We start from the raw sequence: 20060 nt of genomic DNA, 5'->3' as shown, positions 1-20060 counted from the left end.
TATTTCGATTATTGATTCTTTGTAGCTGAATTATCTGCTAAAGTAGCCGATTTCGTCATTTTTTGACCGTTACGGTAGAATGTAACTTCTACTTTCTCGCCTACTTTTTTCTTTTCATATAAATATTTACGGAATTGAAGTGAGTTTTCTACTTTTTGATCATCTAATGCTACTACAATATCATATTGCTCTAAACCAGCTTTTTCTGCCGGTGATATTGGGTAAATTTTACCTAATACAACACCGTTTGTTACTTCTTTCGGTACTTTCAATTGATTGACTGCATAAGCTTGCACATCTTCTAACGAAACGACACCTACTCCAAGAGCTGGACGTTTTACTACTCCGTCTTTTTCAAGTGATTCAATAACTGGCTTTGCGATATTAATTGGAATAGCAAATCCAATTCCTTCAACTTCTTGCTGTGCAATTTTACTTGAATTAATCCCAATTATTTCACCATTTTGGTTAAATAATGCACCACCACTATTACCTGGGTTAATCGCTGCATCTGTTTGAATAACTTGTGCTTGCCAATCTGGTCGTTTATCGCCATCAATATCAACTGGAATTTCACGTTCTTTACTACTAATAATGCCTTCCGTTACACTTCCATCAAATCCTAGTGGGTTACCGATTGCAATTGCTTTTTCACCCGCACGGATTTTACTTGAGTCACCTAAAGTTGCAACTTTATTCACATTAGAGCCGTCAATTTCAACAACAGCTAAATCTAACCAAGGATCTTTCCCTACTAACTTTGCATCTACCTTTTTACCATCACTTAGTTTTACAGCAAGTTTATTTGCACCATCTACTACGTGGTTGTTTGTTACAATATATGCTTTATTTCCTGCTTTTTTATAAATAACACCTGATCCTGAACCAGCTTGTTGTTCTTGACCTGTCGGTTGCATTGCAAATGGATCAACACTTTGCTGCATATTAATAACACCTACAACAACGTCTTTCGCTCCTTCAATCATACCAGGTAAATCAGTTTCATTTTTCGCTTTATTTACAACAGGAACTACAGTACCTTCTACTTTTGAATCCGAACTAAATGATGATACTGGTGCTCCATTATTTTGAGCCCATGGCATATATGGTGCTGCAAAACTAATCGAAACCGCTCCGACTACAGCTCCCACTAAACCTGTGAAGAAATAGCCTTTTTTACTACCTGATTTTCTCACTTCTCTCGTTTCACTATGCTCTTCATTTAAATTTGGTCCGTCGTAATATCCCATGTTTTATTTCCCCTCTCTGGTGAATTCGTATTTTCAGTATAGTCACGTTTTGTGTCCTTCTTGTGAACTCATCGTGAAATCCAATTAAAAAAATACTCCTATCTAACATTGTAGACAAGAAAAGTATTTTTTGTACATTCTACCTTCAAAAGAGAGTATAAAATCGCCATTTCCCTAGGCTAAATTACACAAATCGTTCTAGATTATTCTTCAAATTTATAACCAACTCGAATAACAGTACCGATATGCTTCGCTTTATCTCCTAACTTATTTCGAAGTTTTTTAATATGGGTATCAACCGTTCGGTCATCACCGTAATAGTCATATCCCCATAACTGGTCTAATAAATGTTGACGTGATAAAACGATTCCTTTGTTCTCCATTAAATAAACAAGAAGTTCAAATTCTTTATGTGTCAATATAATTTCTTCTCCATCTACTAAAACAGTTCTAGATAGACGATTCACTTCAATTCCAGCTAAAGACATAGCATTTTCTTCCGCTACACCTACCGCACCATCCGCACGTTTCAATAACGTCTTTGCACGAGCTACTAACACTTTCGGGCTAAATGGTTTCGTTACATACTCGTCTGCACCTAATTCGAAACCTAGCAATGTATCATCCTCATCCGAACGCGCTGTCAACATAATAATTGGTACTGCTGATTCTTTTCGAATTCGTCTACAAACAGACCATCCATCTATTTCCGGTAACATAATATCTAACATAATTAAATCAATTTCATGCTCTGCAAATAACTCTAACGCTTTTTTCCCATCTTCTGCTTCGATTACTTCAAAGCCTTCATTACGAAAATAATCACTAACAATTTCACGTAATCTTCTTTCATCTTCAACAAGCAATACTGTTTTGTTCATATAATCTATCCCGCCTTTTTACTCTTTCAATCGAATAATACGTTGATTGGAGCTTCCGCGAAATGGAAGTGTTAAATCTTTTTCCTCAATTTCAAACCTTCCATCGACTAAAACATCCCCATAATGTAACAACTCTATCATATCATTATTTTGAGAACTCTGTATCTCTTCTAACGTATAACCTGTATACATCCATAGGTTTTTTTTCAAATCTTTCACGATTTTTGCTACCTTTTTCACTTCAGCAGCTTGAAAAAATGGATCTCCACCTGAAAATGTTACATCAGTTAATGGATTACTTGCAATCTCTTTCACAATTTCTTCTACTGTCATTTCCATTCCGTTGCAAATATTCCACGATTTCGGATTGTGGCAACCAACGCAACGATGCGGACAGCCCGCAAAAAACACGACTGTCCGCAATCCTTCTCCATCTACTACACTATCATGAATAATATTCATCACTTTCATTTATGTTTCACCCGATCTATCTCTTCACTACGTTTCGCACTATTCCACTTTGACATATCTCCTACAAGATAGCCTGTTATACGGCGAATTCTTTCTATATTAGCCTCATCTTCATTCCCGCAGCTTGGACATTCATTCCCAATAACCCCGTGATAACTACAGCACTTACAACGGTCAACAGGATGATTAATTGAACCGTATCCAACGCCATGTTCTGCCATGGCTTGTACAATTTGTTTTAATGCCTTTTTGTTATGCATTGCTGCTCCGTCTAGTTCAATATACGTAATGTGTCCCCCGTTACATAGAGCATGGAACGGACCTTCTAAACGGATTTTATTTATCGCTTGAATGTTATAATAAACTGGAATATGGAATGAATTCGTATAGTAATTATGGTTCGTTATACCGCTAATCACGCCAAATTCTTCTCTATCTTTTTTCACAAACTTCCCTGATAATCCTTCTGCTGGAGTTGCAATTACTGAGAAATTCAGTTGATGTTCTTCTGTCGCTTTATCCATTCTATCTCTCATAAAGGAAATAATTTCATACCCAAGTTTCCATGATTCTTCATCTTCCCCATGATGCTTTCCTGTTAAAGCTACTAAACATTCCGCAAGACCGATAAAACCAATACTTAACGTCCCTTGTTTTAAAATCGAGGCTACGGAGTCTTCAGGATGCAATGTTTCTCCACCACGCCATACACCTTGTGAATATAAAAACTGAAAATCTCTTGCTCGCTTCGTACATTGATACGCAAATCTTTCTAATAGCTGCTTAATTCCTAAATCTAAATAGTAGTTTAGCGCTTCAAAAAATGCTTCTTTTGAACCACTAATTAACGCTAATTTCACTAAATTGATAGACGTAAATGATAAATTCCCTCTACCAATCGCTGTTTCTTCTCCATGTATATTAGACATAACACGGGTACGACATCCCATGTAACATACTTCACTTTCTGGTCTTCCATCATAATGCACTGCATTAAACGGAGCATCTAAAAATGAAAAGTTAGGGAATAATCGCTCTGCAGTTGTCTCTAATGCTAATTCAAATAAATCGTAATTCGGATCACTTTCTTCAAAATTCACACCTTTTTTCATCTTGAAAATTTGAATCGGAAAAATTGGTGTCTCTCCTTTACCAAGTCCAGCTTGTGTTGCTTTTAATAGTTGTTTAATTAACATTCTTCCTTCTTTTGATGTATCTGTTCCGTAATTAATAGAAATAAACGGTACTTGTCCTCCGCCCCTACTATGCATACTATTCGAATTATGAACGAAAGCCTCACACGCTTGATACGTATCATTTTCCGTTTCTTTCCATGCAAATTCTTCTATTTGTTCTTTCGTAAGCGGATATGATTGTAATCGTTTTTTATGTCTCTCAATTGTTTTTCGTACATAAGGTGCTAAATCAATATCAAAGAGTGCAAACGATTGACCGCCATGCTGCATATTTTGATTCGCTTGAAAAATAATAGACGAAAGAGCCAATGCACTTTTAATGTCTTGTGGCTGTCTCATATGTCCATGTCCAGTATGAAAACCGTTAGCAAGCATTTGCGCTAACGGAATTTGCGAACAAGTCGTCGTTCCTGTCGCATAAAAATCTAAATCATGTGGATATAATATATTTTCATTTATCGCTTTTTTCACTTGATCTGACAATAAACTCTCAACAGCATAATATTTTGCACTCTCAGATGCGAACGTTCCCATTACACCCATTGGAGAGCGGCCGTCTACATTTGCATTTTCTTGCATTAAATCTTGTTCATTGCCGTGGACTATCGTCTCGAACACTTTCATTAATTCTTCTCCACGTATATTATTTTGTAACATTTATAACCCTCCACCAATATGTTGTTGTCTTTTGATTAAAATGTTACTACATATAGTCTTGCTGTTTCTGTGAGAAATGTAACATTACTGTGAAATTTTTTTCACGAAATAATGAATTTTTCATTTACAAAAAAGAAATGTGCTCTTTACAAATGTATGGTACAATATACGGGAAAAACTCTTTTTACCCTTTATCAACACATTTGAATAAAGGAGACTGAACTTATGGTTACTACATATCTTTTATTTATCGTTGCCTACTTGCTTGGCTCGATTCCATTTGCACTAGTTGTTGGAAAAATTGGCTACGGAATCGATATTCGTGAGCACGGGAGCGGTAATCTAGGCGGAACAAACACATTCCGTACATTAGGGAAAAAAGCAGGTTTTACCGTTACAATTGCTGACATTTTAAAAGGGACATTAGCAACAAGTCTACCAATGATTTTCGGATTAGATATTCACCCACTATGGTTCGGGTTAGCGGCTGTTCTTGGACATGTCTACCCGATCTTCGCGAAATTCCGTGGTGGTAAAGCAGTTGCAACTTCTGCTGGGGTGCTATTATGCTATTCACCAGTTGTTTTTGCAATATTGGCTGTTGTATTTTTCACCCTTTTATTTACAACAAGATACGTATCACTTTCTTCTATGGTAACAGCAGTTGTTGCTGTTATTGCATCCATTGTTAGCGGGGATAAAATCTTCATTATTGCGATGTGTTTATTAGCAGGTATGGTTATTTATAAACACCGTGCAAATATCGGACGAATTATAAATAAAACTGAACCAAAAGCAAACTTTTCAAAAAAGCAAAAATAAGATCGTAACCCACATAACGCAAAAAGAAAACGTGAAGCATATTAATAGCGTCTTTTTGCGTTATTTTTTATACTAAAGAAAAGCAACATAATTTGGAGGAACTATACATGAATCTTTCCGTAACAAAAGAAGCAGCACAATGGTATAAAAATGAATTAAACTTACAATCAAATGAAACACTACGCTTTTTCGTACAATACGGTGGTTGCAGTACTGTGCAAAAAGGACTTTCTTTAGGTATTCGTAAAGATGATCCTGCACATCCTGCTGTTCAAATTCAAGAAGAAGGTATTAACTTCTTTATTGAAGGCGATGATGAATGGTTCTTCGATGGACATAATTTATCTGTTACACTTAACGAAGGTGACGACTTCCCACAATTTAATTATGAAAAATAAAAAAACGTGGCTTCTGCCACGCTTTTTTATTTTTTCTTAATTTCCTCATATTTCGCATACCACTCAGGATATAACTTTTTAAATGATACAGGGCGGAACCCTTCTTTTTTCGCACAAATATTCGTTGTACTTGCAGTAATACAAAGTTCACCATCACCATTATATATTTCATATCCATATACAACGCGAAGTGGGCTCACAGTATCTACCCATGTTTTTACGATTGCCTTTTCTCCATAACGCATCGCTTTACGATATGAAATTTGTAAATCTAACACTGGAGAAATAATTCCTTCTTTCTCCATTTCAACATATGAAAAACCTAAATCTTGTATAAGTTTCGTGCGACCTAACTCAAGCCACACTAAGTAGTTTGAATGGTAAACAACACCCATTTGATCTGTTTCCGCATAACGGATTTCAACTTCATGTTCTGCTACAAACATATGTATATTCGCCTTCTTTCACTTCTGCTACCTTGCATACATTTAATCATAATACAGTGACATCAAAAATAAAATAAAAATAGTGAATCTTTTCCCGAAAGGAGCCAGCATATGATTCAAATTGTAACTGTTCGTAGTGGTGATAGCGTATATAGCTTGGCATCAAAATATGGATCAACACCTGACGAAATAGTAAAAGACAATGGACTAAATCCAGCTGAAACGCTCGTTGTTGGTCAGGCACTTATCGTTAATACGAAAGGAAATAATTATTATGTACAGCCCGGTGACAGCCTATATCGAATTTCTCAAACATATAATGTCCCCCTCGCTAGTTTAGCTAAAGTTAATAATTTATCTTTAAAATCTATTCTCCATGTCGGACAACAATTATACGTACCAAAAGGCACAAAACGAGCTGTAGAATCCATCGCTTATTTACAACCTTCAACTATACCTATTAAAGAGAGTTTAGTTAATGCTACACGTGCCATTAATCCATTTTTAACATACTTAGCTTATTTTAGTTTTGAGGCAAAAAGAGATGGCACATTAAAAGAACCTACTGAAACAGCTAAAATCGCTAATATTGCAACGCAAGGTAAAACAATCCCTATGCTCGTTATTACAAATATTGAAAATGGTAATTTCAGTGCCGATCTAACATCGGTTATTTTACGCGACGCAACGATTCAAAACAAATTTATTACTAACATTTTGCAAACAGCTGAAAAATATGGCATGCGAGACATTCATTTCGATTTCGAGAGTGTAGCACCTGAAGACCGCGAGGCGTATAATCGCTTTTTACGAAATGTAAAAACACGCTTACCTAGTGGGTACACATTGAGCACAACTCTCGTACCGAAAACAAGTTCCAATCAAAAGGGAAAATTTTTCGAAGCTCATGATTATAAAGCGCAAGGGCAAATTGTTGATTTCGTCGTCATTATGACCTATGACTGGGGATGGCAGGGCGGGCCACCGATGGCGATTTCTCCTATCGGTCCAGTGAAAGAAGTACTTCAATATGCAAAATCTCAAATGCCTCCACAAAAAATTATGATGGGGCAAAATTTATACGGGTTTGATTGGAAGCTTCCATTTAAACAAGGAAATCCACCTGCAAAAGCAATTAGCTCCGTCGCAGCTGTTGCACTAGCTCGTAAATATAATGTTCCTATTCGTTATGATTTCACAGCCCAAGCTCCTCATTTTAATTATTTTGATGAAAACGGTGTACAACACGAAGTTTGGTTTGAAGATTCACGGTCTGTTCAAAGTAAATTCAATTTAATGAAAGAACAAGGTATAGGTGGTATTAGTTACTGGAAAATCGGTTTACCATTCCCGCAAAATTGGCGTTTACTCGTTGAAAATTTTACGATTACGAAAAAGGGCTGACAAAAGTCAGCCCTTTTTTTCATATTACTGCTAAAAACTCATCTTTCATTTCCTCACAAAAAAGAAGAATGATAACATTCTCCTTTTTAGCCGTTATCAACAATCGGTTGTTTACCTGTTTGATCTTGCATTTGTTTCCCTTTATTTCCACCAGCTTTTTTCGATTGTGTTCCAATATGATTTGGTGCAAAGTCTTTTGAATTTTTTTTCGGATTACCCATTACTATCGCCTCCTTAACACTAGTATCGTACTAGTGTTAAGAATTATTCAGCTTGCTTAAAAAGTTTCATTTCATAACGTTTTTCGATGCGCTCTTCAATGCGATCAATTGCATCACGATCGCTTAATAATTGTTGTTTATTTTCATTTACAAGTTCTTCAAACGATTTACGGCGACTTCTTCTCATGTTGTTCACCCTCTCCTTCGCTTTCTTATTACATAGTATGAGCAAACGAAAAACTCTTTAATCAGATTTGTAAGAAAATTTTATGTTTTAGTACTCCTAAAAAAACTCCGTGTACAATATATTGCAACACTTACGAAATCTAGACACATATCAAAACACCTAAAGCATCCGCTGCAATTCACTTAGTACTTTTTACACATTTTAACAATACGTTGCCATTTCATCCATATCTTAATTCGAAAAATATTTTGACTTCCGAGCAAATATCCCTCGATTACTATTGGCTTTAGTTGTAATATCCTTACCCTATGCAATCCATCCTTTTTCATATATTAATTTAGTTCGTGCATTACGTATTGCTTCTTCAGTACGAGCTATACGTAAATTAATGTATGCTTTTTCTAATTTTTCCCTTCTAATTTTTTTAGACATATTTTTATAAAGTGTTCAAAATACAACAGATCGACTATTTCTGTTTATTGAACACATGAAATATACAAACTATAATAACAAATATAAATAACCAACACTATGTTGGTTAAAAAATAGGAGGTACAAAAATGAAAAACCAAGTATCAATAGTAGTTGAACATGAATTGAATAACGTAACACCAGAAATGATTGACTGGTGGTGGGATAATATCGATAACTCTGAACGATATAAACTATGGCACCCAGAAGAACATGTTGATTTTAAATGGTTAGTTGATCCTAAAGTGCATGGGCATGTAGGAGCCATATCAGCTTCAATTGAATCTGCTGGGGATGGACTAGAATTCCCGCTAAGAATTAGATGGGAAGACCCTAAAGATTGTCCTATAAATACACATTACAGTCATGTTTTAATGGGTTCATGTTTAGATGATCATGACGATGTAATTTCACAAGTAATACATCAATATGAAAAATTCGAGAACGGTACAGTAATGACTTCTACATTCATTTTCCCGAAAGGGTTACCACCATTTATTAATCTAAGTGGTTTATATAAACACAATGTAGAAGAAATGAGTGAGTTCAGTAATTTTTTACCAGAACTATTCAAAGAAAATTTGTAAGGTAACTAAACAAATTTTCTTTGAATAAGTGACTAACTAGAAAACAAATTAGCCCCCATCATTTTAGATATGACTAAAATGATGGGGGCTTTCAATATCAAACCAACCACATTACTTATGCTCAGTAATGTACTCTGCTCTTTAAATGAAAAACATCTCCGTCAAATTTACATACTTAGTATGCGAATTCAGAAGATGTTTTTTCCTGTACCACAATTCGGGTTCACTTCAAAATAGCACACGGAGTTTTTATACCATAACGTTTAAATACTCTTTCAACTTTTCATCTGCATTCATTTCATTTTCTTTATAATCATGAAGCGCCTGTAATACAAAATCATACTGTTCTAAAATATAACTTTCTAATTTCATAACATCCTCTAAGCTATTCAGCATAATTCTCGTATTACCAGCTTCACTATTTAACGCTGGTTCACATGTTAAGCTTGTACATATTTCTTTCACATCATCTTCTAATATCTCTGTTAATACATATTTCTTTCGCCCTTTTACCTTTAATCTCATAACTGGATAAAAAGCTTTTATATCTAAATAACTTCCTACATTCATACAACGTAGCCATTCTACATTACGTTTATTACGTGCAAGCATTTCTTTCACCGCTTCGTATACCGCAGTTTCATCAAGCACAGCCTTATTTACTTTTCGGTTCCCTTCTTCTTCAATAGCTGCACACTTTTGATAAACAGCAGCACACGTAATGCAATCATCCAATGCATTATGAGAACTTAAACGAATGCCAAGCATTCGTTTTAACGTTTCAAGTTTATGATTAGGCGCATGCTTCATGTATTTCTTTGCTAAAAATACAGTATCAATTACTTTATTTGTAGGTTCGGGCAGCCCAAGCATATTTACATTACTTTTCAAAAAGCGCATATCAAAAGAAGCGTTATGGGCGACAATAACATTTGTATGTAAAAATGCTAAAAATAAAGGTAACACTTCTTCAATCGTCGGCGCATCTGAAACACGATAATTAGTAATACCCGTTAAACTCGTTATTCGGTCCGGAATTGGACGTTCTGGATTCACATAGGAAACAAATTGATCTACTAGTTCATGATTACGATATTTCACTGCTGCAACTTGAATAATTTTATCATTATAAGGGTTAAATCCTGTTGTTTCAAAATCAATTACAACATAATCTAACGGTAAGGATATATTCCCCACTCCATACACTCCTTTATCTCTTAACAATTATATTTCTTTTATCATATCATGAAGCTTTCACTACTTGAAAAAGAAAAGGCAGAAATGGCTACTTTCCATCTCTACCTTTTCACCATTACTTTAATTTCGCAATCCTTTTTTCCATCTCTTTTTGCGTCATCGGCCCAATAAACTTATCTTGAATGACACCTTTTGTATCTATAAAGTACGAAGTTGGGATCGTAATTACTTTATACGCTGTCGTTACATCAATGTTCTTGTCCAATAAAACAGGAAAAGTAATTCCTTTTTCTTTAGCAAAATTACTTACCTTTTCTTCCCCCCCACCTTTTTCTGAAGGCGTATAGTTGATTGCTAAAATTTCTACGTTTTCTTTATGTTCTTTATAGAAAGCCTCCATATCAGGCATTTCTTGCTGACATGGTCCACACCACGTAGCCCAAAAGTTTAAAATTACTTTCTTTCCTTTTAAATCCGATAACTTTACATTTGTCCCATCTAACTTAGTTAACTCAAAGTCTGGTGCACTCTTCCCTATCTCAATACCATTCCTTGCGATAATCTCTTTCATCGCAGCTTCACTTTTTTCTTGCTTCCCTTGTACCGCCTGCTCTTTATTACCAAACTGTTCATAAGCTGCATATCCCGCTAAACAAAGTAACACTACAATAATCGTAAGCTTCCGCCACATTTTATATCACCCTAACGTATTTATCTTCTTTCAACACATTCATCAAAATGCTATATACCTTATTTTAGCTTATACGGACAAGCTTGGAAATATTCAGAGTCGAAATAATTAGAATATTCTTATTTAATGTGTGATTTTTTCCTTTTTATCATATAATTAGAAAAACAGATGAAATGTTGTTTATCTTCTTATGGGCCCATTCACCTTTTTACTTTCGTACTTATATAAACTTCAACAAAAGGGGGATTTTTTATGAATTCATTCGAAAAAATAACATTATATATTCTTAGTTTTCTTTTATATCCAATCGGTATTATTACATGGATCATTTCACTCTTTAGTAACGATCTTGAAAAAAAGAAAGTAGGACGTATTTGTCTCTACATTTCTCTAGTCTCATTCGTCCTTTTCTTAATTCTTGGAATTGCCACTTTCCTTATGACTGCTACTTTTAACGTAGATCTAAATCATTCAGAATCTATCCAATATCAAATAAATGATGTTGAATAAAGATAAGGTCACTGCTCTTATCTTTATTCACATCTCTTTCAAAATGAATGACTATTTATTAATTTTTCAGGACTTCCACATGCAACAATACTTCCTTCTCTCATTATGACAACACGATCCGCTAGTATCACTTTCTCTACATCATGTGTTGCCACAATTCTCGTTACATCTCTTCCTAGTCCTTCAATCATATTCCAAACAGTTTCTTGATTACTCGGATCTAACCCCGCATTCGGTTCATCTAAAATAATAAGATTCGGATTTGAACCAATTGCTCGTAATAATGCAAGACGTTTTCTTTCGCCTCCTGAAAACTCTTCACCGCTTTTATGTAGCACAGTTTGACTCCCTTCAGGTAACCCTCTAATAATCGGCGTTGCATTTATAAGTTCACTATTTTTTTCTAACTGATTTTCTAAACCCTCTTCCCCGAAATACATATTCTCTGTTACCGTCGTTCGGAAAAAACGTGGTTCTTGCCACACTGTAGTCATTCGAGCCTTTTGACCATAATAAACAACACTACCGTTAGATGGTTTATACAAACCTGTCATTAATTTTAAAAGCGTTGTTTTTCCTGCACCACTTTCTCCGACAATGATAACGAATTCACCAGGATTAATTTGCAAATCAATATTATTAATTCTACATTTCTCTTCTTCACTCTCCTGAAATGAAACATTTGTTATTATCATCCCCATCGCTCTTTCTACATTACTATTTGCCACTCGTTTATCTAAAAAGGAAAAAACTCTATTTGCCGAAGCGACTGCAACTTGTGTCGTCATTAATAAATCGCCCACGTAACGGACTGGGAAAAAGAGCATTTCAATTGTAGCTAACACTGCAACAAGTGAACCAACTTCCATTTCCCCTTTCATTATTTTTTGTGCACCTACAATGAGAACAACGATATATGCTCCTGTTTCAATCACTGTTTCAACTACTCCAATGCAATGTTGCATCATCGTCTTCTTTACTTCCGATTTATAAGATTGTGCCGTTACTCCTTTAAAGAAGCGAATGGCCCATTTTTCTTTTTGTAAACTACGTAAATCTTGTATACCCTTTACAAACTGTGACACCATCTCTACAACACTCGATTGATTTTTTTGAGCAATGCTTGCAATATCCCTTACCTTTTCTCCCATCAGTATTGGAACAATTGCACTGAAAAATAAAAACGGAGTTACCCACAATATGAACTGTATATCTATATGTTGTAGTGCTATGAACGCACCTATAAATTGCGCAATGGCATGTATATATTCTATTAATATAGAACTATATAACCTAATCCAATTCGGAATATCAGATACAACTAGCGTCTCTAACTCTCCTTGTTTAATTTTCTCACTCTCTTCAAACGGTAATGAGAAATAGTGACGCAATAATTCTATACGTTTCGTTTGTAATATACGTTGACTGGCTTTTGAGCTTATATAATCAAATAAAAGATTGTTCGTCCACATTAAAAAGCGAATACCCGCAAACAAAGCTATATATAAATACGCACCTTTTAGCTCCCTTTGAATAAGATTGTCTACAATTAATCCCATGAAAATTGGGCGTGATAAATTTAAAATGGCAGCAATTATCCCACTACATACAGCTGCCATTACTAATATTTTCTCTTTTCGTAACGGCAACAATATTCTTTTATATTCTTTCATGACGTTCCCTCCACTTTTCGTAGTAAAAAGAAAGGGATGAAACCATATGGTTTCATCCCTTTCCATAAAATAAGGAAGCTAACTATTGTTAGCTTCCTTATTTTTCATTTCAATTATTTAGTTCGACACTTTTGACTCTTCGATTTTCTCACGAAGAACCATTTGCAGAATACCACCGTGACGGTAGTAGTCAATTTCTACTTCACTATCGAAACGAGCTACTACTTCAAATTGTTTTTCGTTGCCATCTAAATCAGTTGCAACTACTTTTACAAGATCGCGTGGTCTAACTGATTTGTCGATTTGAATTTCAAATGACTCGTTACCAACAAGGCCTAATGTTTCAGCACTTTCGCCATCTTTAAATTGAAGTGGTAATACACCCATTAACACTAAGTTACTGCGGTGAATACGTTCGAAGCTTTCTGCGATTACTGCTTTAATACCTAATAAGTTAGTACCTTTCGCAGCCCAGTCACGTGAACTTCCCATACCGTAATCTTTACCAGCAACAACTAGAAGACCTGTTCCATCTTCTTTATATTTCATAGCAGCATCATAGATTGATGTTACTTCACCAGTTGGCCAATATGTTGTATATCCGCCCTCTGTTCCTGGTGCGATTTGGTTTTTAATACGGATGTTTGCAAATGTACCACGCATCATAACTTCATGGTTACCACGACGAGAACCGTAAGAGTTAAAGTCAACTGGTTGTACGCCGTTTTCTAATAAGTAGCGTCCAGCTGGTGTGTGCTTACCAATTGAACCTGCTGGTGAAATGTGGTCTGTCGTTACAGAATCACCAAATTTACCAACTATGCGTAAACCTGATAACGTTTCAACTTCACCTGGCTCTTTAGATAACCCTTCAAAGAATGGTGGGTTTTGAATGTATGTTGAATCATTATCCCAAGTATATAAAGCTTCGTTTGAAGTTTGGATTTCATTCCAACGCTCATTGCTATTAAATACTTGTGCATATTCTTTCTTGAATAGTTCAGATGTAACAACGCTTTGAACTACATCTTCAATTTCTTTAGCTGATGGCCAAATATCGTTGAAGTAAACAGCATTGCCATTTGCATCCTTACCGATTTCATCATTTTTCAGGTCAATATCAACAGTACCTGCAAGTGCATATGCCACAACAAGTGGTGGTGATGCTAAGTAGTTTGCTTTTACAAGTGGATGAATACGACCTTCAAAGTTACGGTTACCAGATAAAACAGATGTTACTAATAAGTCGTTTGCTGCGATTGCTTCTTCTAATTCTGGCGCTAATGGACCAGAGTTACCGATACAAGTCGTACAGCCGTAACCAACTGTTTGGAAACCTAATTGATCTAAATATGTTGTTAAACCAGACTTATCTAAGTACTCTGTAACAACTTTAGATCCTGGTGCTAATGATGTTTTTACGTACTCAGGTACTACAAGTCCTTTTTCAATTGCTTTCTTCGCAACTAGACCTGCCCCAATTAATACATATGGGTTTGATGTATTTGTACAGCTTGTAATTGCAGCGATTGCAATTGCACCTGTTTTCATCGTTACTTCTTTATCTTCTAATGTAACCTTCACTTCTTTATCGAACTCTTGCTCATTAAATCCAAGTCCTTGTGTTCCAACTGGTGCTACAACAGCTTTGTGGAACGCATCTTTCATATCTGAAAGTGGAATTAAATCTTGTGGGCGTTTCGGTCCAGAAAGGTTAGATTCAATTGTATTTAAATCAATTTCAACCAGATCAGTGTAGATTGGATCTTTACTGTCTGCTGTATAGAATAAACCGTTCGCTTTACAGTATTCTTCAACAATACGAATTTGCTCTTCATCTCTACCTGTTAAACGTAAGTATTCTAATGAAATATCATCGATTGGGAAGAATCCACAAGTTGCGCCGTATTCTGGTGCCATATTTGAAATTGTTGCACGGTCAGCTAAAGGCATGCTCTTTAGTCCATTACCGAAGAACTCAACGAATTTACCAACTACACCTTTTTGACGTAATACTTGTGTTACTTTTAATGCAACGTCTGTCGCTGTAGTACCACTTGGAAGTGTACCAGTTAATTTTACACCGATTACTTCAGGTACTGGGAAGTATGAAGGCTGTCCAAGCATTCCTGCTTCTGCTTCAATACCACCAACGCCCCAACCAAGAACGCCGATACCGTTAATCATTGTTGTATGTGAGTCTGTTCCAACTAATGAATCTGGGTATGCAACTAAGTCACCTTCAGCATTTTTCACCGCGTGAACAACTGGTGCTAAATATTCAAGGTTTACTTGGTGTACAATACCTGTAGCTGGTGGAACTGCGCGGTAGTTATCAAATGATTTTTGTGCCCAGCTTAAAAATTTATAACGTTCTTCATTACGTTTAAACTCTAAGTCCATGTTGAATGCAAGCGCGTCTGCCGTACCCGCTCTATCAACCTGTACAGAGTGGTCAATTACAAGGTCTACAGTAATTTCAGGATTAATTTTGTCAGGATCCCCACCCATGTCTGCCATTGCTTTACGAAGCGAAGCCAAATCAACAACAGCTGGAACACCAGTGAAATCTTGTAAAATTACACGAGATGGTTTAAATGGAACATCGATATCTTGCACATCTTTCGTTCCCCATTTCGCTAAATTTGTAACATGCTCTTCTGTGATTACACGTCCGTCTACTTGACGAAGTACTGATTCAAGTAAAACTTTCACGGAATATGGTAATTGAGATACGTTGCCAACCCCTGCATTTTCAAGCGCTTTCAAATCATAATAATGATACGTTTTTCCATCTACTTCAAAAGTTGCACGTGATTGAAATGGATTATGTTTGACCATTATGTTTCCCCCCTGTTAAACGTGACTAAGTTGTCTGAATATAAAATGTAGACAAACTTTTCAATACCTTACGATAATATCTTATTACAACTTTCTAAATAAGTAAATAATAAGAAACTTATAGATTATCATAAGTTTTCTTTATGTTTCTAAATTTGAATAGCTTTCATGCTCCTTATGAATACTATTATCATAAAGTAAAGTGCTCTATCAGCGGTTTACTTACAGTTCATACATACTATGAACTGCTCATCATTCAACATACAAAAAATGTTATAGAGGTGAAATAAAATGGGTAAAAGAAAAGCAAATCATACTATTTCAGGAATGAATGCTGCATCTGCACAAGGACAAGGAACTGGTTACAATGAAGAATTTGCAAACGAGCCTTTAACTCCAGCAGAGCGACAAAATAATAAGAAACGTAAAAAGAACCAGTAAAGAAAAATCCCAAAAGGTCTATTTTCCTTTTGGGATTTCTTCTAATGTTTATAACGTAGTAATTCCGAAACCGTTACAAATCGATAGCCCTGTTTTTTCAGCTCAGGTAAAATTTTTGCTAGCGCTGCTACCGTTTGACTACGATCATTCCCTCCATCATGTAACAATACAATATCGCCACTTTTAGCATTTTTCACTACATGATTTACAATGGATTCAACCCCTGGATTTGCCCAATCACGCGGGTCTTGATGCCACGACCATAGAACGGTTTGATAGCCAGCCTCTTTCGCTGTTTTAAATACAGCATCGTTAATATATCCGCCAGGAGGACGGAATAGCAAAGGTTCTTTCACCCATTTTTCAAAAAATTTCTTTCCATCTAAAATATCATTTTCTAATTTTTCATCTGACGAATTACTTGCGTACAAATGATTCATCGTATGATTTCCAATTTCATGTCCCTCTTTTAACACTTGCTTCACTAAATATGGATTACGCTGAACTCGAAATCCAATCATAAAAAATGTCGCTTCCGCCTTATATTGACGTAATAAATCTAAAACTTGTGGTGTATACGTTGGGTCTGGCCCATCATCAAATGTAATTGCAATAATTTTTTCATTATTAGGTACTTCCCATGTTACATAACCAGTTGGTTCTAACTCTTTTCTGAGCAACATTTTCGCTTCCACTTTTTCCACTTGAAATATATGTACTGCACATAGCAAAGAAAAAACTAATAGAAAAATTTTCTGTTTTAGCATAACGTTTACTAAAGCAGCAAGGTTGTCGAATAAACAACAACCTCATTTACTTTTCTAATTGATCTACATTTCGCATTATATTTTGGAGATTATTTTCATATTGCTCAAGTTGTGGACGTTGTGTTTCTGAAGCTACCTCTAGTGCATTTTGAATTTGTTCATATGCTTCCTGAACCTCTTGGCGTAACTCTTTTAAATCATGACCGTAGTTAGGGTCATTTTTCACAATATTATTAAATGCATTTTCTGCTTGTGTAACTCCTTGCTGTGCCGCTTGAAAGGCTTGTTGCTTATCTTTATGATATGGCATTATATAATCCCCTTTCTATAATTGTTAGTCCCCTTTATCTTTACCTTTTTTTCTAAAAACATTCTCGTATAAAATCGCCAACTTCTCTCATTCTAAAAAGAAAGAGGAGGTGTCATATACAATGGGTAAAAACAACCGTGAATCAAAAGAAAAACAAGGACAACCTGAACCATTAAGCGGATCTCATAAAGTAAAAAACCGTAACCATTCACGCCAAAAAAAACATTCACATCATGATATGTAATAAAAACATTCACATACCGTGCACATTCAACATAAAATGTTTGTATTTCATCATTTATTCTTCACCTCTGTTTCATTCATGCATAACATGATATGAATTGATATTTTACGGAGGGTGTCTTACATGGGCAAGAAAAAGAAGAATTGTCTTTTTCATGTTGATGGTTTCGAAGAATGGATGGATCAATTTTGTTCCGATTCTTATAGTAACTTTAGCTTTCCAAATCAAATTCACATCGATCTTTGCGAAACCGAAGAAGAATATATTTTGGAAACAGATGTACAAAATGTCACGGAACAAAATGTACTCATTAAAAAGTTAGAGACAGGCCTAGCTATATGCATACTTCATAAAAACATTTCCTTACAACGAACAATCCCTTTACCTACTACTATCATTTATAAAAAGATGCTAGCCTGCTTAGAAAACGGATTTTTAGCCATTCATATTTCCAAAAATGAAGTTGCTGATAAGCATGAAAAAAAAGTTCTTTTTTCAAATTAAGAGTTAATATAATTCAAACTAAGCCCCAGTTGGTTACTGGGGCTTATGTTATTTCGCATGCATTTCTATATTAGAATTTCTATCATATCTTTTTTTCGATAAACCTTTTGTAACTAAAAGCACAGGAAATGCCACAGTTGAAAATATAGCTAGTGCTGAAAATACCGCAAACCCATTTTGGTACCCGTAGTAATCGAGAAGTACTCCTCCGAACCACGGACCTATTACTACTCCAATTCCCGAAAAGCCCATCGCACCGAAGTATGTTCCTTTTAGATGCGCAACAGCAATATCATCAATAAATACATCCGTCATCGAAAACATTAAGACTTCTCCAATTGTAAAAATAATTGTACAAACGGCAGCACCTAGCATAGATTCTACTATTCCAAAGCCAAATAATCCCCCGCTCACAAATAAAGTCCCAACCATAATTGATGTTAACGGTGTATACTTTTTGCACATTTGAATAACAGGGTATTGGATAATCACTACAACAATTGCATTTAAAGCGAGCATATATGAGAATAGCTTCACCCCATCCTCAAATATATGTGCATTTGCAAAATATTGAGATACTGTCGTCGTTAAATGTGAAAAACCGCAATTACTCAAAATAATACCGACTAAAGCAACTAAAAATACTATATCTTTTCGCAATATACGTATCGCATTTAGCATTGTAACCGTTTTTTCTGTACTCACTTTCTTTTTTTCCATTGGATACTTCTTAAATTGGAACGCTAATATAGCTGTATATAGAATATATACCCCAGCTGCTACTAAAAAAGGAATTGTTGATTTTGCACTTCCAATCTGTAATCCAACAATTGGTCCAATTGCAACTCCAACATTTATTGCACCGTATCGTAAGTTATAGACGAGTAACCGATACTCAGGCTTTGTTAAATCTGATAATAATGCTCTTGATGTTGGCTCAAAAAACGACCTACATAATCCATTTAAAGCGTTTAATAAAAAGAAACTTAAAACATGATCCGCAAGTGAAAAACCTATAAACACAAAAATCCAAACGATCATGGACCAGAGCATAATCGTTTTCCGGCCAAATCGATCTGATAAATTCCCTCCGATAAAACTAGCAAAAACACCAACAAGTGCACTCGTTCCGATAATAGCACCAGTCATTCCAGCTGATACACCTTTAACAGTCGTTAAATAAATCGCTAAAAAAGGGATACTCATTGAAGTTGCAAACCTAGCAAACAATGTCCCTAAAATAATACTCATTCCAAGCGGATGAATATGCTGTAACTTCCCCTTCATCGTTAAACCTACTCTCTCTATTTTCACAAAAAAAAGAAAGCAAAGGATCTGCTTTCTTTTCCTTTTTCTATACTTGAGCTGTTGATACCCGAGTTGTTCTCGTTATGTCCATATCAATTCCATATGTGAACTGTAATTCTTTACACACATCTTTAATTAAGATTGCGACATTATACTTTTCATTAAATTGTAAAACTATGTTTTCTACTTCTTCATATGTATACTTATATTCCCCTGTAATGACACTTTTTAGATCAAAGCATTCGTTAATACAAAGTTGTACAAGTAGCTGGTCATATTTCTCTATTACATCTTCTTTCTTCCAAAGTAACTCTTTTACATATAATCGATCAAACTTCACACTTTCTCGATTACAATCCGTTAAAATCCGGGTCATTTCGTTTAATTCTCGATATAATTCGGAAATATTTCTACTTAAACTAAGCAGTTTATCTACGCCGTTTTCATATAACATATTTATTCCACCCCCGCATTTTCTTTCCCTTATTATAGCAAGAAAATTCTAAAAATAGTTTCTTTCTTCTGAAATATTAGGAAACTAATTTCAATTGCATTACAATGAAACTAGTTAATGCGAGAGGAG

23 protein-coding genes are annotated in these 20060 nt (G+C 35.3%); 8 read left to right on the top strand and 15 right to left on the bottom strand.

The window, feature by feature from the left end:
• Positions 1–8: 8 nt before the first annotated feature.
• The 4 genes from MRP26_RS25575 to MRP26_RS25560 form a co-directional block, all read right to left on the bottom strand.
• Complete coding sequence (locus MRP26_RS25575; RefSeq protein WP_000542643.1) at positions 9–1250, bottom strand: S1C family serine protease; 1242 nt, start codon at positions 1248–1250, stop codon at positions 9–11.
• Positions 1251–1453: 203 nt separating this feature from the next.
• A complete protein-coding gene (locus MRP26_RS25570) occupies positions 1454–2131 on the bottom strand; it encodes a response regulator transcription factor (RefSeq protein WP_001044679.1) in 678 nt (225 codons plus the stop codon).
• Between the two features lie 18 nt (positions 2132–2149).
• Positions 2150–2602, bottom strand: a complete 453-nt coding sequence (nrdG, locus tag MRP26_RS25565; protein WP_098127240.1) for an anaerobic ribonucleoside-triphosphate reductase activating protein — start codon at positions 2600–2602, stop codon at positions 2150–2152.
• Positions 2599–4455: an anaerobic ribonucleoside triphosphate reductase gene (locus MRP26_RS25560; protein WP_197241253.1), complete on the bottom strand. Its 1857-nt coding sequence runs from the start codon at positions 4453–4455 to the stop codon at positions 2599–2601. The genes nrdG and MRP26_RS25560 overlap by 4 nt, the downstream gene beginning before the upstream one ends.
• 225 nt (positions 4456–4680) lie before the next feature.
• Between MRP26_RS25560 and plsY the strand changes: the two genes are divergently transcribed.
• Both plsY and MRP26_RS25550 read left to right on the top strand, forming a co-directional pair.
• Positions 4681–5277 (top strand): glycerol-3-phosphate 1-O-acyltransferase PlsY, encoded by a 597-nt coding sequence (gene plsY / locus MRP26_RS25555; protein ID WP_000258974.1) that lies wholly within the window; start codon positions 4681–4683, stop codon positions 5275–5277.
• A 107-nt stretch (positions 5278–5384) separates the two neighbouring features.
• Entirely contained in the window at positions 5385–5675 is a 291-nt protein-coding gene (locus MRP26_RS25550; RefSeq protein ID WP_001054453.1) for a HesB/YadR/YfhF family protein, read from the top strand.
• A 26-nt stretch (positions 5676–5701) separates the two neighbouring features.
• Here the strand turns inward: MRP26_RS25550 and MRP26_RS25545 are convergent, their stop codons facing one another.
• Positions 5702–6121 carry an acyl-CoA thioesterase gene (locus MRP26_RS25545; protein ID WP_000495812.1) on the bottom strand — a complete coding sequence of 140 codons (420 nt, stop codon included), beginning with the start codon at positions 6119–6121 and terminating at the stop codon, positions 5702–5704.
• Between the two features lie 111 nt (positions 6122–6232).
• Between MRP26_RS25545 and MRP26_RS25540 the strand changes: the two genes are divergently transcribed.
• Positions 6233–7525 (top strand): glycoside hydrolase family 18 protein, encoded by a 1293-nt coding sequence (locus MRP26_RS25540; RefSeq protein WP_000614855.1) that lies wholly within the window; start codon positions 6233–6235, stop codon positions 7523–7525.
• 86 nt (positions 7526–7611) lie between these two features.
• Here MRP26_RS25540 and sspN read toward each other — a convergent pair whose 3' ends face one another.
• Together sspN and MRP26_RS25530 are read right to left on the bottom strand one after the other, a co-directional pair.
• Positions 7612–7746: an acid-soluble spore protein SspN gene (gene sspN / locus MRP26_RS25535; RefSeq protein ID WP_000527987.1), complete on the bottom strand. Its 135-nt coding sequence runs from the start codon at positions 7744–7746 to the stop codon at positions 7612–7614.
• A 43-nt stretch (positions 7747–7789) separates the two neighbouring features.
• Positions 7790–7933: an FbpB family small basic protein gene (locus tag MRP26_RS25530; protein ID WP_001254699.1), complete on the bottom strand. Its 144-nt coding sequence runs from the start codon at positions 7931–7933 to the stop codon at positions 7790–7792.
• A gap of 560 nt (positions 7934–8493) precedes the next feature.
• Between MRP26_RS25530 and MRP26_RS25525 the strand changes: the two genes are divergently transcribed.
• Positions 8494–8991 (top strand): DAPG hydrolase family protein, encoded by a 498-nt coding sequence (locus MRP26_RS25525; protein WP_000795982.1) that lies wholly within the window; start codon positions 8494–8496, stop codon positions 8989–8991.
• A gap of 249 nt (positions 8992–9240) precedes the next feature.
• Here the strand turns inward: MRP26_RS25525 and MRP26_RS25520 are convergent, their stop codons facing one another.
• A complete protein-coding gene (locus MRP26_RS25520) occupies positions 9241–10188 on the bottom strand; it encodes a 3'-5' exonuclease (RefSeq protein ID WP_000526912.1) in 948 nt (315 codons plus the stop codon).
• 115 nt (positions 10189–10303) lie between these two features.
• Positions 10304–10879 (bottom strand): TlpA family protein disulfide reductase, encoded by a 576-nt coding sequence (locus tag MRP26_RS25515; RefSeq protein WP_000269086.1) that lies wholly within the window; start codon positions 10877–10879, stop codon positions 10304–10306.
• A 252-nt stretch (positions 10880–11131) separates the two neighbouring features.
• On the opposite strand from MRP26_RS25515, the gene MRP26_RS25510 reads away from it, so the two are divergent.
• Positions 11132–11389 (top strand): hypothetical protein, encoded by a 258-nt coding sequence (locus MRP26_RS25510; protein WP_001083876.1) that lies wholly within the window; start codon positions 11132–11134, stop codon positions 11387–11389.
• Between the two features lie 38 nt (positions 11390–11427).
• On the opposite strand, the gene MRP26_RS25505 is transcribed toward MRP26_RS25510, so the two are convergent.
• Complete coding sequence (locus MRP26_RS25505) at positions 11428–13062, bottom strand: ABC transporter ATP-binding protein (protein WP_197241252.1); 1635 nt, start codon at positions 13060–13062, stop codon at positions 11428–11430.
• A gap of 117 nt (positions 13063–13179) precedes the next feature.
• Positions 13180–15903: an aconitate hydratase AcnA gene (gene acnA, locus MRP26_RS25500; protein WP_000238555.1), complete on the bottom strand. Its 2724-nt coding sequence runs from the start codon at positions 15901–15903 to the stop codon at positions 13180–13182.
• A 291-nt stretch (positions 15904–16194) separates the two neighbouring features.
• Here acnA and sspO point away from each other — a divergent pair, with 291 nt between their 5' ends.
• On the top strand, positions 16195–16344 hold the full coding sequence (sspO, locus tag MRP26_RS25495; RefSeq protein WP_000518057.1) for an acid-soluble spore protein SspO: 150 nt from the start codon (positions 16195–16197) through the stop codon (positions 16342–16344).
• A gap of 41 nt (positions 16345–16385) precedes the next feature.
• On the opposite strand, the gene pdaB is transcribed toward sspO, so the two are convergent.
• Positions 16386–17111 (bottom strand): polysaccharide deacetylase family sporulation protein PdaB, encoded by a 726-nt coding sequence (pdaB, locus tag MRP26_RS25490; RefSeq protein ID WP_061665781.1) that lies wholly within the window; start codon positions 17109–17111, stop codon positions 16386–16388.
• A 46-nt stretch (positions 17112–17157) separates the two neighbouring features.
• On the bottom strand, positions 17158–17421 hold the full coding sequence (locus tag MRP26_RS25485) for a hypothetical protein (RefSeq protein WP_001146295.1): 264 nt from the start codon (positions 17419–17421) through the stop codon (positions 17158–17160).
• Positions 17422–17542: 121 nt separating this feature from the next.
• On the opposite strand from MRP26_RS25485, the gene MRP26_RS25480 reads away from it, so the two are divergent.
• Complete coding sequence (locus MRP26_RS25480; protein WP_000517654.1) at positions 17543–17665, top strand: small acid-soluble spore protein P; 123 nt, start codon at positions 17543–17545, stop codon at positions 17663–17665.
• 123 nt (positions 17666–17788) lie between these two features.
• Positions 17789–18169: an Hsp20/alpha crystallin family protein gene (locus MRP26_RS25475; protein ID WP_000516758.1), complete on the top strand. Its 381-nt coding sequence runs from the start codon at positions 17789–17791 to the stop codon at positions 18167–18169.
• Positions 18170–18217: 48 nt separating this feature from the next.
• Here MRP26_RS25475 and MRP26_RS25470 read toward each other — a convergent pair whose 3' ends face one another.
• Positions 18218–19456: an MDR family MFS transporter gene (locus MRP26_RS25470; RefSeq protein ID WP_063548335.1), complete on the bottom strand. Its 1239-nt coding sequence runs from the start codon at positions 19454–19456 to the stop codon at positions 18218–18220.
• 67 nt (positions 19457–19523) lie between these two features.
• Entirely contained in the window at positions 19524–19931 is a 408-nt protein-coding gene (locus tag MRP26_RS25465; protein WP_000965149.1) for a hypothetical protein, read from the bottom strand.
• Positions 19932–20060 lie beyond the last annotated feature (129 nt).

The organism is Bacillus sp. CCB-MMP212 (assembly GCF_022748145.1).
Classification (GTDB): domain Bacteria; phylum Bacillota; class Bacilli; order Bacillales; family Bacillaceae_G; genus Bacillus_A; species Bacillus_A cereus.
Note: the sequence above shows the minus strand (reverse complement) of the source record. Positions and strands in the feature narration are given on the sequence as shown.